Source organism: Serratia sp. HNCC26DJ244 (genome assembly GCF_057180565.1).
In genome coordinates this window covers 132,151-146,488 of sequence record NZ_JBXUGO010000005.1, presented here as the reverse complement: position 1 = coordinate 146,488, position 14,338 = coordinate 132,151, and the positions used below count along the sequence as shown (strand labels likewise).

10 protein-coding genes are annotated in these 14,338 nt (G+C 49.4%); 3 read left to right on the top strand and 7 right to left on the bottom strand.

Features of this window, described 5'->3' with window-relative positions; genetic code table 11:
- Positions 1 to 116 precede the first annotated feature (116 nt).
- The 3 genes from AC2A06_RS06240 to sodC all read right to left on the bottom strand — a co-directional run bounded on the left by AC2A06_RS06240 (position 117) and on the right by sodC (position 5,144).
- The gene (locus tag AC2A06_RS06240) at positions 117 to 3,203 is read right to left on the bottom strand and encodes an efflux RND transporter permease subunit (protein ID WP_484379716.1); all 3,087 of its coding nucleotides are present in this window, start codon (positions 3,201 to 3,203) and stop codon (positions 117 to 119) included.
- Positions 3,200 to 4,336, bottom strand: a complete 1,137-nt coding sequence (locus AC2A06_RS06235) for an efflux RND transporter periplasmic adaptor subunit (protein WP_484379715.1) — start codon at positions 4,334 to 4,336, stop codon at positions 3,200 to 3,202. The genes AC2A06_RS06240 and AC2A06_RS06235 overlap by 4 nt, the downstream gene beginning before the upstream one ends.
- A gap of 283 nt (positions 4,337 to 4,619) precedes the next feature.
- Positions 4,620 to 5,144, bottom strand: a complete 525-nt coding sequence (sodC, locus tag AC2A06_RS06230; protein ID WP_023490590.1) for a superoxide dismutase family protein — start codon at positions 5,142 to 5,144, stop codon at positions 4,620 to 4,622.
- 499 nt (positions 5,145 to 5,643) lie between these two features.
- On the opposite strand from sodC, the gene AC2A06_RS06225 reads away from it, so the two are divergent.
- Positions 5,644 to 6,495 carry a PhzF family phenazine biosynthesis protein gene (locus AC2A06_RS06225; RefSeq protein WP_484379714.1) on the top strand — a complete coding sequence of 284 codons (852 nt, stop codon included), beginning with the start codon at positions 5,644 to 5,646 and terminating at the stop codon, positions 6,493 to 6,495.
- Between the two features lie 80 nt (positions 6,496 to 6,575).
- Positions 6,576 to 6,962 carry a hypothetical protein gene (locus AC2A06_RS06220; RefSeq protein WP_484379713.1) on the top strand — a complete coding sequence of 129 codons (387 nt, stop codon included), beginning with the start codon at positions 6,576 to 6,578 and terminating at the stop codon, positions 6,960 to 6,962.
- Between the two features lie 142 nt (positions 6,963 to 7,104).
- On the opposite strand, the gene AC2A06_RS06215 is transcribed toward AC2A06_RS06220, so the two are convergent.
- Positions 7,105 to 10,023 (bottom strand): DUF2339 domain-containing protein, encoded by a 2,919-nt coding sequence (locus tag AC2A06_RS06215; RefSeq protein ID WP_484379712.1) that lies wholly within the window; start codon positions 10,021 to 10,023, stop codon positions 7,105 to 7,107.
- A 148-nt stretch (positions 10,024 to 10,171) separates the two neighbouring features.
- On the opposite strand from AC2A06_RS06215, the gene AC2A06_RS06210 reads away from it, so the two are divergent.
- On the top strand, positions 10,172 to 10,327 hold the full coding sequence (locus AC2A06_RS06210) for a hypothetical protein (RefSeq protein ID WP_484379711.1): 156 nt from the start codon (positions 10,172 to 10,174) through the stop codon (positions 10,325 to 10,327).
- Between the two features lie 231 nt (positions 10,328 to 10,558).
- On the opposite strand, the gene AC2A06_RS06205 is transcribed toward AC2A06_RS06210, so the two are convergent.
- The 3 genes from AC2A06_RS06205 to AC2A06_RS06195 form a co-directional block, all read right to left on the bottom strand.
- On the bottom strand, positions 10,559 to 11,881 hold the full coding sequence (locus AC2A06_RS06205; protein WP_484379710.1) for an MFS transporter: 1,323 nt from the start codon (positions 11,879 to 11,881) through the stop codon (positions 10,559 to 10,561).
- A gap of 266 nt (positions 11,882 to 12,147) precedes the next feature.
- Positions 12,148 to 12,978, bottom strand: a complete 831-nt coding sequence (locus AC2A06_RS06200; RefSeq protein ID WP_037386595.1) for a hypothetical protein — start codon at positions 12,976 to 12,978, stop codon at positions 12,148 to 12,150.
- Between the two features lie 124 nt (positions 12,979 to 13,102).
- Positions 13,103 to 14,239: an alcohol dehydrogenase family protein gene (locus AC2A06_RS06195; RefSeq protein ID WP_023491585.1), complete on the bottom strand. Its 1,137-nt coding sequence runs from the start codon at positions 14,237 to 14,239 to the stop codon at positions 13,103 to 13,105.
- Positions 14,240 to 14,338 lie beyond the last annotated feature (99 nt).

Genomic DNA, 14,338 nt, shown 5'->3' with positions numbered 1-14,338 from the left:
GGGGGCTATAAATACCCCTCCGGTATCAATACAAGCTAGAGTCGGTTTTAGTTCTGTTAGTGGATTGAAACGCTTGGATCTGAGCGGGCCATTTAATGACCCGCTTTTAACCTTGGCTAAGACGGTTTTCTAGTGAATTTGCGGTAACACCACTGGCTAAAGTCATCAACGTATAAAAATATCGCCGGGATCACCAGTAGGCTCAGCACGGTTGAGGTCAACAAGCCGCCAATGACGGCAATTGCCATTGGTGAACGGAAGCTGGGATCGGCATTGCCTAGCCCTATTGCAATGGGCAACATACCGGCCCCCATGGCAACAGTGGTCATGATGATAGGGCGCGCCCGTTTATGGCAGGCATCCATCAGTGCCTCTTGGCGCGGTTTGGCAGCCACGACTGGCCGCCCGTCGCTGCCATCATTGCCGCGCCGCGCCACAATAGCGTACTCCACCAGCAGAATAGAGTTTTTTGTGGCAATCCCCATCAACATAATCAACCCAATCAGTGAAGGCATTGACAAGCTTTGCCCTGCGACTAACAGGCCGACGAAGGCCCCCCCTAAAGAGAAAGGCAGTGCGGCAAGGATGGTCACCGGGTGTAGGAAATGTTTGAACAGCAGCACTAACACGATGTAAATACAGAGGATGCCGATCAGCATCGCCAACCCAAAGCTGGCAAAGAGTTCGCTCATGGTTTCAGCATCGCCTACTTCTACCACTTTCACCCCAGCGGGCAAATTCTGTATTGAGGGGAGTTTTTTAACCTCATTGACCACAGTACCTAACGGAACATTGGAAAGTTCGATCTCCAGATTGATATTGCGTGAGCGATCGTAACGGTTGATCACCGCAGGCCCGCTTGCAATCGAGATATCTGCAATTTGGCTGAGCATCACCGGGCCTTTAGTTCCGGGGATAATAAGACGTTTTAATGATTCTATATCTTGCCGTGCTGCATCATCCAGTTTCACCACGATGTCCAGTTGCCTTTCGGGCAAATTCAGTTTTGGCAACGACATGTCATAGTCCCCCAACGTGGCGACCCGCAGTGTTTCTCCGATAGCGGCACTGCTGACCCCCAGATCCGCTGCGCGGGCAAAGTCAGGACGAATGACCACTTCCGGCCGGACCAGGCTGGCGGTGGAGGCGATATTTCCCAACCCCGGAATAGTGCGCAAATCCCGTAGCACTGCCTGTTGGGCGGACATCAAACTGCGCGGATCTTCACCACTTAGCACCAGAATATATTTCTCTCCAGATGCACCCAGGCCCACTTTGGTACGCACCCCGGGCAATTGCGTTAAGAGATCGCGGATGCGAGCTTCAATAGGTTGTTTACGCTCCCTCTCATCGCGCGAAACGAGTTGGATGGTCAAGGTCGCATTACGCGGCTCCACCAGGGAGGAGGAGAAGGGATCGCTTCCCGCACTTCCGGCGCCAATAGTGGTATAGATGCTGCGTATTTCAGGTACCTGACTGAGCAACTGACGAGCCCGTTCAGCCATCGCTTCAGTCTGGGTTAAGGTCGACCCTGGCGGCAGCTCAACAGACACTTGAGTTTGCGAGTTATCATCCGGCGGCATAAATCCAGAAGGTAGCAGGGGGATCAACATCAGCGATGCAATAAAGAATAGCCCGACAGAAAGCAGCGTTTTGACTTTATGATGAGTACACCAGTTGACGATGCGTAAATAGTGGGTGAGCCAGGCTGGATCGCGATCGTTTGCCACTAAGGGCTTGAGCATATAAGCGGCCATCATGGGCGTAAGAATGCGCGCAACGACCAGCGAAGCAAAAACGGCGATCGACGCCGTCCAACCAAACTCTTTGAAAAATTTGCCTGCAATACCGCTCATAAACGCCGTAGGAAGGAAAACGGCGATCAGTGTAAACGTGGTTGCAATCACCGCTAAGCCAATCTCATCGGCGGCTTCTATCGCAGCTTCATAGGGGGTTTTACCACCGCGCAAGTGGCGCACGATGTTTTCGATCTCGACAATCGCGTCATCAACCAGAACCCCGATCACCAACGACAGTGCCAGCAGACTGATCACATTGATAGAAAACCCCAGCAAGGCCATACCAAAAAAAGCCGGAATCACTGACATGGGCAGCGCCACTGCCGAAATAAAAGTAGCCCGCCATTCGCGCAGGAAAAACCAAACGACCAACACCGCCAACAACGCGCCTTCATACAGCAGATTGAGTGATGAGTTGTACTCCGCTTTGACTGGGCTGACGAAGTCAAATGCTTGGGTGATAATCAGATGCGGGTATTCTGCCTTAATTTTTTCCAACGCTTTTTCGACAGCGTCGCCAACTTCTACCTCGCTCTCCCCGCGGCTACGCACGATCTCAAATCCAACAACTGGCTTGCCGTCAACAAAGGCGGAAGAGCGGACTTCAGCCACAGTGTCGGTGACAGTAGCGAGTTGATCGAGTCGAACGTAACGCCCATCGATAAGCGGGATCTGTAGTGCAGCGATCTCTTTGGCGGAGTGTTGCCCTCCTAGGGTGCGAACAGTCTGTTCGCTATTGCCAAGCTCGGCGCGTCCACTGGGGGCATCCTGTTGCACTAAACGCAATTGTTGCGAGATTTGTGCCGCGCTCACCCCCAGACTTTCTAGCTTTAATGGATCGAGCAGCACCTGGACCTGACGATTGACGCCCCCGACTCGATTGACGGCCCCGACGCCGCGGATCGCCTGCAAGCTGCGCACCAGGGTGTTATCCACAAACCATGACAGTGCTTCTTCGTCCAAATGTTCTGAGCGCACCGCATAAACCAGCACAGGCGTTCCAGACAGATTGACACGTTGTACCACAGGATCACGGACATCGCTGGGGAGATCAGAGCGCACACCCTGTACTGCTGAACGCGTATCATCCACCGCTTCCTGGACCGGTTTCTCCAGTTGAAATTCCAGCGTCATAATAACGCCGCCTTCGGAGATCTTGGTATAGATGTGCTTTAGCCCCTGAAGGGAAGCCACGGAGTCCTCCAGTTTGCGCGCCACGTCGTTTTCCAACTGTTCCGGCGAAGCGCCCGGCAAGGCGGCGCTGACGGTGACCATCGGTAACTCGATATCGGGAAACTGTTGGATCTTCATACTACGGAAACTGATGAGCCCAGCGACGGTGAGTAGCACAAACAACATAGCCGCAGGGATGGGATTACGTATAGACCAGGTAGAGAGATTCATTGTGCTGTTTCCCCTGTGGGGAGGGGGTTAACGCGCACTCTTTCGCCGTGATTGAGGAAACTGGCACCGCTGGTAACGATGCGCATATCAGGCTGCAGGCCGGTGAGGATCTCAAACCGCCCTTGATATAACTGACCGATCTCGACTTTAATTTCGCTGACGTTGCCCGCTTCATTAACAGCAAAAAGGTAGTGAAACCCTTCCCGTGAGACGAGAGCAGATTGTGAAACGGTAAGCGCTGATATTTCACCGACGTGGAACGTCCCTTGGGCAAACATACCCGCTTTTACCCCGAGCTGCTGTTGCTGCGTCGGGGTGATATCGACATAGACGATGGCGTTGCGTGTTTGCAGGTCGAGTGAAGGGGCCAGGGCGCGGATGCGGCCTGTGAGCTCGGTTCCTGCTGTGGTGCGCAATACGGCACTCATACCCGGTTTGAGGAGGGGTAATTCTGCGGCGGTCAGTTCTGCGCGCCATTCCAGGCGCTCTTGACGGATCAGCCGGAATAACTCGTTGCCACGGTTGGCGACGTGACCAACAGTTGCGCTTCGCGCTGAGATAATGCCGTCGTCAGGGGCCAGTACGCGCGTTTTTTCCATGCGCAACCGCTGGTATTGAACTTGCGCTTTAGCTTGTTGGACGCGAGCACGTGCTGTTTTATCGGCGGCGAGATATTGGTCGATCTGCAATTCGCTGAGTGCACCGGTATTCTTCAGTTGGCGTGCGCGTTGTGCATTCGTGCTGGCTTCGTCTTTATTCGCCAGAGCTTCAGCTAAAGCAGCCTCTGCTTGGGCAAGGTCAGCGGCGACTGTTTCGGGGTCAAAACGCGCAAGAAGTTGGTCTTTACCAACGCGGTCGCCAACATTGACGTAAATTTCTGCCAGGCGTAACCCATCAGCCTCACTACTGACAATCGCTTCCTGCCAGGGGGCAATATTACCATTGGCGTTGATTTGGCGTGGTAAATTCTGTTGTCGGGGGACTTCGATATTAACGGTAAGTGCCGCCTGTTTTTCTGGCGCAGTATTACTATGAGCAGGTCTGTTTGCACTTATTGTGACAATAAAATAAATGCTGATACCGATTATGAGGACAATAGCGCCGAGAAAAATTCTATTTTTGTACCACGTCATGTCAATTATCAACCCTTTGGAGGTGATTAAAAAATCCATTTAACTCATCAGCATACTAAAGTCACATAATCCGAGGCGTCAAGCAAGTCGCACGTCTCCTTTTATAATCGTCATCACGTAGTCGATCGAATGGATGATATTACAAGACAAGTGCAGCACAAGCGGTTGATCTCAACACAGCATCAGCACGGTTTAGGTATTGGCTTATCGGAAAGTGAGATAAATAGTTAACCCCTGTCATGGTGTTGTCCAGGGGTTATGCTTTAAGAATCTAGGGAGGTAACTATGCTTTGATCACACCACAAGCAAATCGTGCTCCACCACCGCCAAGAGGACTGGGATGGTCGGAATGGTTATCACCACCTGCATGCACCATGATGGCTTTTCCATTTACCTCATTAATCTGCTTCAATCTTGGCGCTAGCACTGGATAGGTGGATGAGCCATCGGCATCTACATAGAGTGCTGGCAAGTCACCCAGATGGCCATCACCATAAGGGCCTAGGTGTTTGCCTGTTTTCGCCGGATCAAAATGACCACCTGCCCCCAAAGCAGCAACGGCTTTGCCGTCTTTCATTGCGGGTTCGCAACTGCCTTTTTCATGAATATGAAATCCACGAACACCTGGCTGTAACGCTGTTAACTGTGGAGTAAATAACAAACCATAAGGGGTTTCACTGATGGTGATTTGGCCGATGTTTTGTCCTATTCCTTCGGCACTGACTTGATGAATGGGGACATTAATGCTTGCCGCCTGTACCGCACTTGATGCAACTAAACCCAAAACCGCATACCAACATTTTTTCATTCCGTGCACTCCTGTTTCATCGGTAGGTATTTAATAAATATTGTCCTAGAGGCTGTTGATCTTTCGTGGTGGATTATTAGGCGGTATGAAGGACTGGTATAATGACTTTCGCCAAAAACTAGCCGCGACAGCCCAACATGCCAAAAACGATATTAACAGATGGATACTGGTTAAAGCTAATCCACTTGATGCTGAAACGGGTCGCGCCTATGGCAAGCCGGAACACAGAAATAGATTAGAAGGGAAATAGATTCCTCTGCTGGAGGGGAAAATGGTGATTATAGGCGTCGTACATAACAGCGTTTAGCTATACCATTTTGAGCTATGGGTACCACGAAGAGCATTGTTCAGTCTGGTGGGAGATTGGTTTCTTTTCTTCACTTGCTCAGCTAGCACCATTCGGGGCAATTTTCCTCAAAGTGATATACTAGCCCGCTTAACGAGTGAGCCCTTGGGGTGAAAAATCACGCTTTGGCAAAATATAACTAACGAGTGGGTTATGACCAGAACAGTGGCGTTTAAGCAGGTTGATGTTTTCCCTCAATTGCCTTTTAGCGGCAATCCGTTGGCAGTTATTCTGGATGCCAACGGATTAAGCGATGACGAGATGGCGGCCATCGCCCGCTGGACGCATTTATCAGAAACGACCTTCGTGTTAACCCCGACCGATAAACAGGCCGACTATCGGGTGCGTATTTTTACCGTTGACGGTGAGTTGCCGTTTGCCGGGCACCCTACGTTGGGTACCGCCCATGCGCTGCTGGAAGCGGGGTTGGTACCACAAACGGCGAGTCAGATCGTGCAAGAGTGCGGTGTCGGTCTGGTTACCATCAAGATCGATCCTCAAGGGGCGCTGGCGTTTATGGCACCAGAGGTAGTTCTCACGCCATTTGACGATGCGTTGATTGGCACTGTATTTGACCAAGAGGCATTGGATGCCGCACAAGCGGTGACTATCGCCGATATGGGGATTCGCTGGCTGTTAGTGCCGATGATATCGGCGCAAGCCGTGTTAAATGTTAAGCCCAATGTGAGCGCCTTAGAGCGTTTACTGAAACATGCGCAGGTGAATGGTCTGATGCCTTTCGGGCCAAGTAACGATGGTGCTGAGCAATTTGAAGTTCGGGGTTTGATGGTTGAGCAGGGGGCGTTAACAGAAGACCCTGTCACTGGTAGTGCCAATGCATGCTTGGCGCATTATTTCGCTGCGCGCGGATCGCGGGATGATTATCATGCTCGTCAAGGGACTGCCATTCAACGCTATGGACGTATAACGGTCCAGTATCGTGAAGAGGGTATCTGGATTGGTGGCCAAACGGTGACGGTGATTAACGGCAGCATTAATCTTTAATTTCCGCTCCACAATATGGGAGACCGTTGCTTAGTGATCGAATTTGGTGTTTCCTATATCAATTGTCAAGGAACTATACGTTGAATAAAAAACAAAGAAGAAGAAAGCTGATTCGTAAAAACAGAGCTGCTTATCCTCAAAAAAGTCTACTTGGTGATGAGCCCATAGCCTCTGAACCAGAAGAGCAAGATGGACCTGATGATAAAAATCAAGGGAAAATAACCGTCATACTATTATTGGTATTTATTTTTGCCACTTTGGTTTTTTTCAGGACAATCGGCCAATTACATGAGATGTATTTTACTGGTTGTTATGACTATAACGAAAAATCAGGGGCGCTCAATCACTCTTGCCCCGGAGTCGGTGTGACATTCCCGTTTGTGCTCTATTGCTCTATTGCTCTATTGCTTTATTGCCCTTATTTGCTTTTTTTCAGCGGTATTTTCTTTAAGTTCGGTTGTCAATAAACAAATGCGAAAATAAGATTCACTCAATGGAAAATCGGTTGGGGGCGGGAGATGATCAACACCGCAGGTTATCTCCCCCCAAGCACTCAAGCTGCCATCTGGCAACCTGAATGGCTTGGGGGGGCACTTATTTCCGCGCAGGCTAATTTTGCCCGGCGGTGCTCTCCGTATCTTCAGCGGTGGGGGCTTCAGCAATTTTCATGGTGACAAATTTCTGATAGAACCAACCGACAGCCACCAGACACAGGCCGAGGCCCAGGAATGAGGCGGAACGATAAAGCCCTTCAAGGCCAGACATATCCCACAGGAACAGTTTGACGATCGTTAATGCCAGCAGCCCCAGCGAGGCGAGGCGTACCTTGTCATTTGACCAATGTATTGCGCCGTACATCATGCCAATGGCCGTCAGCATCCACACCAGTGAGTAGCTGTATTGTTCACCGCTATACACCACCGGGCTATCCAACCGAGCACCATGCCACAACTGGCGAACCGTTAAGGTAATGAACACCATTCCCAGCAGAGCTGTGACGCCCAGTACATAAGGCTTTAGCTGTACTGTTAACCATTGATCTGGCCAGAATTTTAGCGCAACCAACATGAATAGCATTGGGATCGCATAGGCAACGGTGACCATATTCAGCAACGGCAGGCTACCGACACTTTGTGCTGACCACAATGGGTTAAAGGCAAGCAGGCAGGCTGCTGTCATGAGCAGCATCAGAACAGCACTGGCTTGGGCTGCCCAACGGTAGATATCACGCAGTGAATCCGCCAGCCGTTCGCGATAACCATAGGCCAACGCCATGATGCCGAAGGTGACGCCATGCAATGCACAATCAGTAAGAGAGGCGAAATCCAGGGAAAGATGGTAGCTGCCATGCAACAAGTGGCGTAGCTCGACATTAATCCATAAGGCCAGCAGGTAAATGGCATTGGCCGCTAACCAATTGGCGGTATCGTCACCGCGCCGGGTAGGAAGCAAACGTGAACTCAACCACAGGCAGAGAATCGGAATGCCAAAACCGTATAGCGTCCAGGGAATGGTGACGGAAGCGATATGCAAGGGCGACGCATAGTCAATAATAAAGGGGTTCAGTGATAAACGTGCCAGCAGTAACATGGCATGTATCTTGAAAATCCAGGGCAGCAATGAAATCTGACGCCAACGTTGCCAGAGTACCAGTAACAGCAGTTGAGCCGCCAGCAACAGGGTGAGCGTAACCTGGCTGAAACAGATGAATAGTGCAAAGGCCAACATCAGTTGAGCGGCAATCTGGTAGATTGAGCGCAGAAGCTCTGATGCGCGGGCGTACAAATCACTGAACATGTTCCAGGCGATATACATCACCAGGCAAACTGCCAGCAGAGAGTACTCAACCCAGAACGGCTCAAAGTTATTGCGACAAGCATAATAAGTACTTGCCACGGTACACATCGGTACCAGTACAGACAACGCCGCCCACCAAAGTTTACGGTAAACCGGTCTGGTGACCTGGTAGATGCCATATATCCCGCATATTAGCGCTAATAGACTCACCCCTAATAAGCTGACCCAGACTCTTTCTGGTGTAAAGAGCGCGACTGCGTTAACAAAGGGAGAAATGGCTAATACCCCGACCACTGGGACAAACAGATCCAATGACGGGGAGCGTTTGGCGATCAATAGCAGGCTGATAGAGAACAGAATCAGCGTGGCCCAGGCCAGTAATGAATAGTTCTCGACTACCGTTAAGGCAAACAGTGAGAACGCCGCAATGAACCCAGTAAATAGGGGATCCAGTAGTGCGTTGGGCCAGTTCGTCCAGTCATTATTGCGGAAACGTATTTTGCTTTTGAGTGACCACCCCAAGTGTGGCCAGGCAAGGAATCCGTAAGTGGTTGCTAGCAGGAACAATGAACGCGCTAACTGGTGTTCTTCGGTGGCCATGGTTAAAGAAATAAATAGCCACAGATAGTTGCCCGCCATTGCTCCCAGCCATAACCAGCGGCGATAAACCCGGCTCATCAGTCCGATAGAGGCCAAACTGACCAGGAACACATAGGCCAATAGCCCGGTGACATTACCACTGCCGGTTGAGACAAATAACGGCACGGTGTAAGCCCCAAGGAGCCCTAACGCGGCCATAAATGGCCCCTGCCATAAAGCCAGTACCATTGCTAGCAGCGAAGTCAGGCTGAGTAATAGCATCAGCACAGGCATTGGGAACATATCGTAGAGATATTTAGCGGCCAGCATTGAGGCGAATAGGCCGATAATCCCCGCGCCACTGAGTGCGGCGGGAATGTAACGGGCATTCGCTAACGGCAATTGAAAACGAGAGCGCCGGAGTAATTCACCCCCAGCAACCATCAGTAGACTCAACACGGTAGCGACGGAGATCCGTAATGTCGGTCCGAACAGCCCGCGTTCGCTGCCCGCTTTCAGCAGGAAAATCACGCCCAGGGCCATGATCACACCACCGATCCACACCATCCAACGGGCGGCAAACTCTTGTTCGAGACGTTTCCAGATACTTTCTTCGGCATCGAGTGAAAACAGCACTTTATCCAACTTGACCCAGACGTCCGGCACCGGAACAGTCGGTTGAATGTGGGCTGGCTCTTCATTGACGGTCTGCGAGATAGTTTGGGGTTGATCCAGTGGTTGAAGCACCTCGCTGCTAGTAGTCTCCTCTGCTGCCTGCGTGGTTTGTGCACTCTGTTCACTCTGCTCTTTTGCCGCATAGGCCGCAGCGATGGCTTCAATCTGCTCCTGCTTTTTCAGTTGCACGAAATCCCAGTGGTTTGGACGACCGGATGACCAAGGATCGGATGCGGTAGCGGGGAAGTCTGGCAGGGTGACAACGTTTTGCTCTTCCTCTAGCGCACTGGCGGATTGGTGCTCTTCCTGGGCCGCAATATCAGGGGCCACTTCAGGCGTTGACAACGTTTGGGGGCGTTGACTGGATAGCTTGGTGAGCTCTTCACGAATGTATTTGACTGACTCAGATAAGGCACTTATTTGTTTGTAGATAATAAACATGAAAATCAACAAACCAGTCCAAAGCCAATATTCCATTATTCATCCCGTATCTTAAGATTCTAACGTCTTGCTTATCAATAGCTTCAAGCAGCCTATAGAGATGTTTATGATAATGCGAGTTTTTTTTAAAAAATGAAGCTGGCAGATGGTGTTCAAAAAGCTTTGCTTGATTGGCAAGGGGAATGTGATAAACGCGAAAGTACTCACCTTTCTCCAGTCGGTGGGTATTGAGCCAACACCGTGGGAGTTTGATGCCTTGTTATCTGGGGCAGTGGTGAAATTTGGCAACGGTCACGCCTCTTTCAGACTGGACGGCGATCGTTCGTTATCGATCGGGTAATGCTTATTGAGTGAGCTTTTGTAATGATAAGGATTAATTAAAGTGGTGGGTGTTATGCCCACAAAAAATTGACGGTTATCTTTTTTGTGGGTTCTATATCCGCAGTTTATTGCGTCAATGGCATCCGGTGAAACCCACGTTGAGTGGAAACAGGTTTATCCCTGTTTCCACTAATTGGCATTAGAGACGTGAGATGTTCACCGTCCGTTGCGTCAGTCTGTAACGGGCAGACTAGCCCCCTTGAGCCGCATCTACCAACGTTAAATTTTTGGTTTCTGGTGCCCAGGCAATGGAGATAATGGCCCCAAAGACTAAGACCAGCGCCAAAATGAGGGTGGTGGTGGCAAGACCATAATGCACAACGGCCAGTGGCAATAAGCCTGTGCCGATAGCGGCGCCCAAACGGCTCATTGAGGTGGCAAAACCGACCCCCATCGAACGTACTTCGGTTGGGAAACTTTCAGCGGGGAATATCCCTACCAAGTTACTGACCGCCGACATGATCAGGGTAAAACTCGCAAAGGTGATGATCAGCCCAAGGGTTTGATGGGCGGGGATCAGGGCTAACATCACTAAACACGCTGCGAGGAAGAAAAACGAACCAATCAGGAAACCACGGCGTGAAAAAATGATGGTTAACGCAATCCCTAATACGGCACCGACAACCAACAATGCATTCAATAACAAATCGGTTGAGAAATTATTATCCAAACCCATCACATTGAGAATTGACGGCAGGAAGGTATAGATAGCGAAATAGGGGATCACCAAACAAACAAAAAACAGGCTATTAAACGCAGTACGACGACGATATTTCGGGCCAAACAGTGAAGCAAACCGCTGTTTAGACGTCACCTTCGCCTCATCACTGAGGATGACATTAGCACCAAAATGCTTATGCACCACCGCCAACGCCTCTTCACTCCGGCCTTTACCCATTAACCAACGTGGTGATTCTGGGGTGCCAATACGCAGCAGTAAAATAACCAATGCTGGCACAGCCGAAGAGGCCAGTAGCCAGCGCCAAGTATCCGGCCCCAATTCTGTCAGGAAATGGCCCATAAAACCGGCAGCGACATAGCCAAACGTCCAGATCACGCTAAACGAGCCCAGTAACACCCCACGATGTTTGCGCGGGGCGAATTCTGCCAACATGGTATGGCCTACGGCATAATCCCCCCCAAGGCCAATACCCACCAAGACACGCAAGAAGAACAACTGTTCTGGTGTGGTGGCAAAAAACTGCAAGGCAGAAGCGAGGGTAATAATGACAAAGCTGAAGCTAAAGATTTTCTGGCGGCCCAGGTAGTCCGAGATCCAGCCAAGAAATAGGCTACCGATAAACAACCCGATTAATGCCGAGCTGCCCAGCATCCCTTCCCAAAACGGTGAAAGCCCCATTTGTGGTTTAATTTGTGCCAATGCAAAACCAATGACACCTAGAACATAACCATCAGTGAAGTGAGCGCCAAACGTCAAGCTAGCGATCTTAATATGGAAACGATTTAACGGCACATCGTCCATACGGATTGGCTGCGGTGTTAAATGTTGCATGAGCCAGTCCTCCTGCTGGAGATATTATTCATATGTTCCCCTGTTTTTTTGGAAAGCCAATTAATAACAACTCTCATTGTTAATTAGTTGGGTAAATTGACCAAGAATGATTAAATAGGCTTAAAATATGAGTTGATTGGATAAGTCGTGCTGCAGAATTATTGTAATTGCGAATGTATTGCCTTTTTGGTATTAGCCGTCAATCAACATTATCCGTTTGTCGAAATGTCATTGATGACGGCTAAACCCGATTTTAGATTGCTTTTTTAATTCACAAAACTCGCATAATCTTTAATGAAAGGTGGCAGCACAAATAGCATATAGAAGCCCCAGATCACTAAAATAACGTGCAGTACATCGTTTTCAGAGAACCACTTGCCGCCTTTCCAGAGCAGGTCGGTAATGCCAGCTTTGTAGTATTTATCATAACCCCACCAAGACAGGTAGATAAGTACCCATGAACCCATTAAAACCAAATCCATGGTGTGGCCATGCATGAAGTAACGCACCAAATTTAGGATACAGAACAAAATAAAGCTTGGCAGTGAAACCTGTATCATAAATTCAAATGTAATCAGCGATTTTTTAGGTTTAAATGCGCCGTACAAAACAACAATAGGATAAATGATCGATACCACGATTGAGTACCAAATCAGTATTTCCAGGTAGATCCCGGTGGTACATGAATAGGCAATGGCAACCGTCATGGCATTCATACTTAACTGTTGGAAAATAAGGTAAATAATTTCCCACCAGGTGGTCCATGAACAGGTTTCTCGTCTGGCGCATTTCAGCTCATAGCCTAATGCTTGATAACTGGTGCCTGCAATAATGGCGCCCACACCCCAAAGAACCAGTGAGATACCCCACCAATATCTTGATAGTTGATCGTCTTGGGTGACCAGGAAGTTGACACCCGCAACGGTCACGAGCAAACCTAAGAAGTATACCCAGAATGAAGAGGATGGCTGGTTTAACATAAACTCCCAAGAGCCAATCTTCATTTGTTTTCCTGGTTGTTTTTCAAACCAGTTTTCTTTTGTTAATTCAGCGTGCTTTATTTGGTGAACTCTTTCAAAAATGCTGTCAGATTTCATAGGAATATTCCTTGCCAATAATTTTTAAATCGGGCGCTTTACCTGTCTGTGTAAAGCGCACCAATTGTAGTTATGACGTTGTTGAGATCACTGCGTTATCTTTATCTTAGCGCGTGCCAGTCAGTTAGATATCATCGTGATTTGGAATCAGAACAAATTTACCCACGTGTTTCTTAAGCGCGAACTCTTGCTGCGCTTCAACGATATTCTCTAGCGGGAAGGTTTTGGCGAGTGCCGGCTTGATTTCGCCATTTTCGATGGCAGAAATGAGGCTCGGGAATACTGGCTCGTCCCAACAAGTACAACCGATAAGCGTCAAGTCTTTCAGATAGAAATCGCGCATATCCAGTTCAACGATTGGGCCTGCAATCGCACCTGAAGAAACGAATCGGCCACCGCGCTTGAGCACCTTCATCATTTGAGGGAAGTTAGGCCCAGCAACGTTATCAACCACGACATCGACTGACTTATGGCCAAGCACTTTGAATGTGTCTTTGCCAAAAACGATGACTTCATCGGCACCATAGGATTTCACCAGGTCAACTTTGGCTTCACCTTCTGCCAGCCCAATAACGTAGGCACCACGGCGTTTAGCTAATTGAACAACGGCTGAGCCTACGCCACCGGAAGCACCCGCCACCAGAACGCGTTCGCCGGCTTTAATCCCTGAGCGCTGAACCATGTTTTCTGATGTGCCGTATGAACAAGGGATTGAGCCCAGCTCTGCATCTGTCCAGTCACACTCTACTGGGAACACTTCTGTGGCTTCAATTTTCACATATTGAGCAAACGCCCCATCGAAATCAGACGCCATCCAGATATTTTCCATCGAGTCCCAGCCTTCACTGCGGATACAAGGCCTGATGAGAACACGCTTGCCGAGCAGGTGTTTGTACTGCTCATCTTTCACTTCGACCACTTCACCACAGCAGTCGGTACCTTGAATAAATGGGAAGGGGGTTTCTTCATTCCAGCCACCATCTTTTTCTTCAGATGCCTCGGCCTTCTCTTGGTCGTCGTCTGAGAGTGTATTGGTGCTTTGCGTTACTTTTGATGAGTACCAGCCCAGGCGGGTATTGACTTCGGTGTTATTGACACCGGCAGCTAAAACTTTGACCAGTACTTCGCCTTGATCAAGCACAGGAACAGGAACGTCCATATAGACTAATTTATCGTAGCCACCGTTACCGGTGGTAACGACTGCTTTCATTGTTTTATCGCCTTGTTTAACTTCAAAGCGGTTTTTGTCTTTGTTGTACATAACCATTATTCCTTTACTATTTCAGGTGGTTGATAAAATACCAACCACGTTTTGTTAGTCAGGCCCTAAAAGTGTCTTGGCAACACTTTAGAATCCACC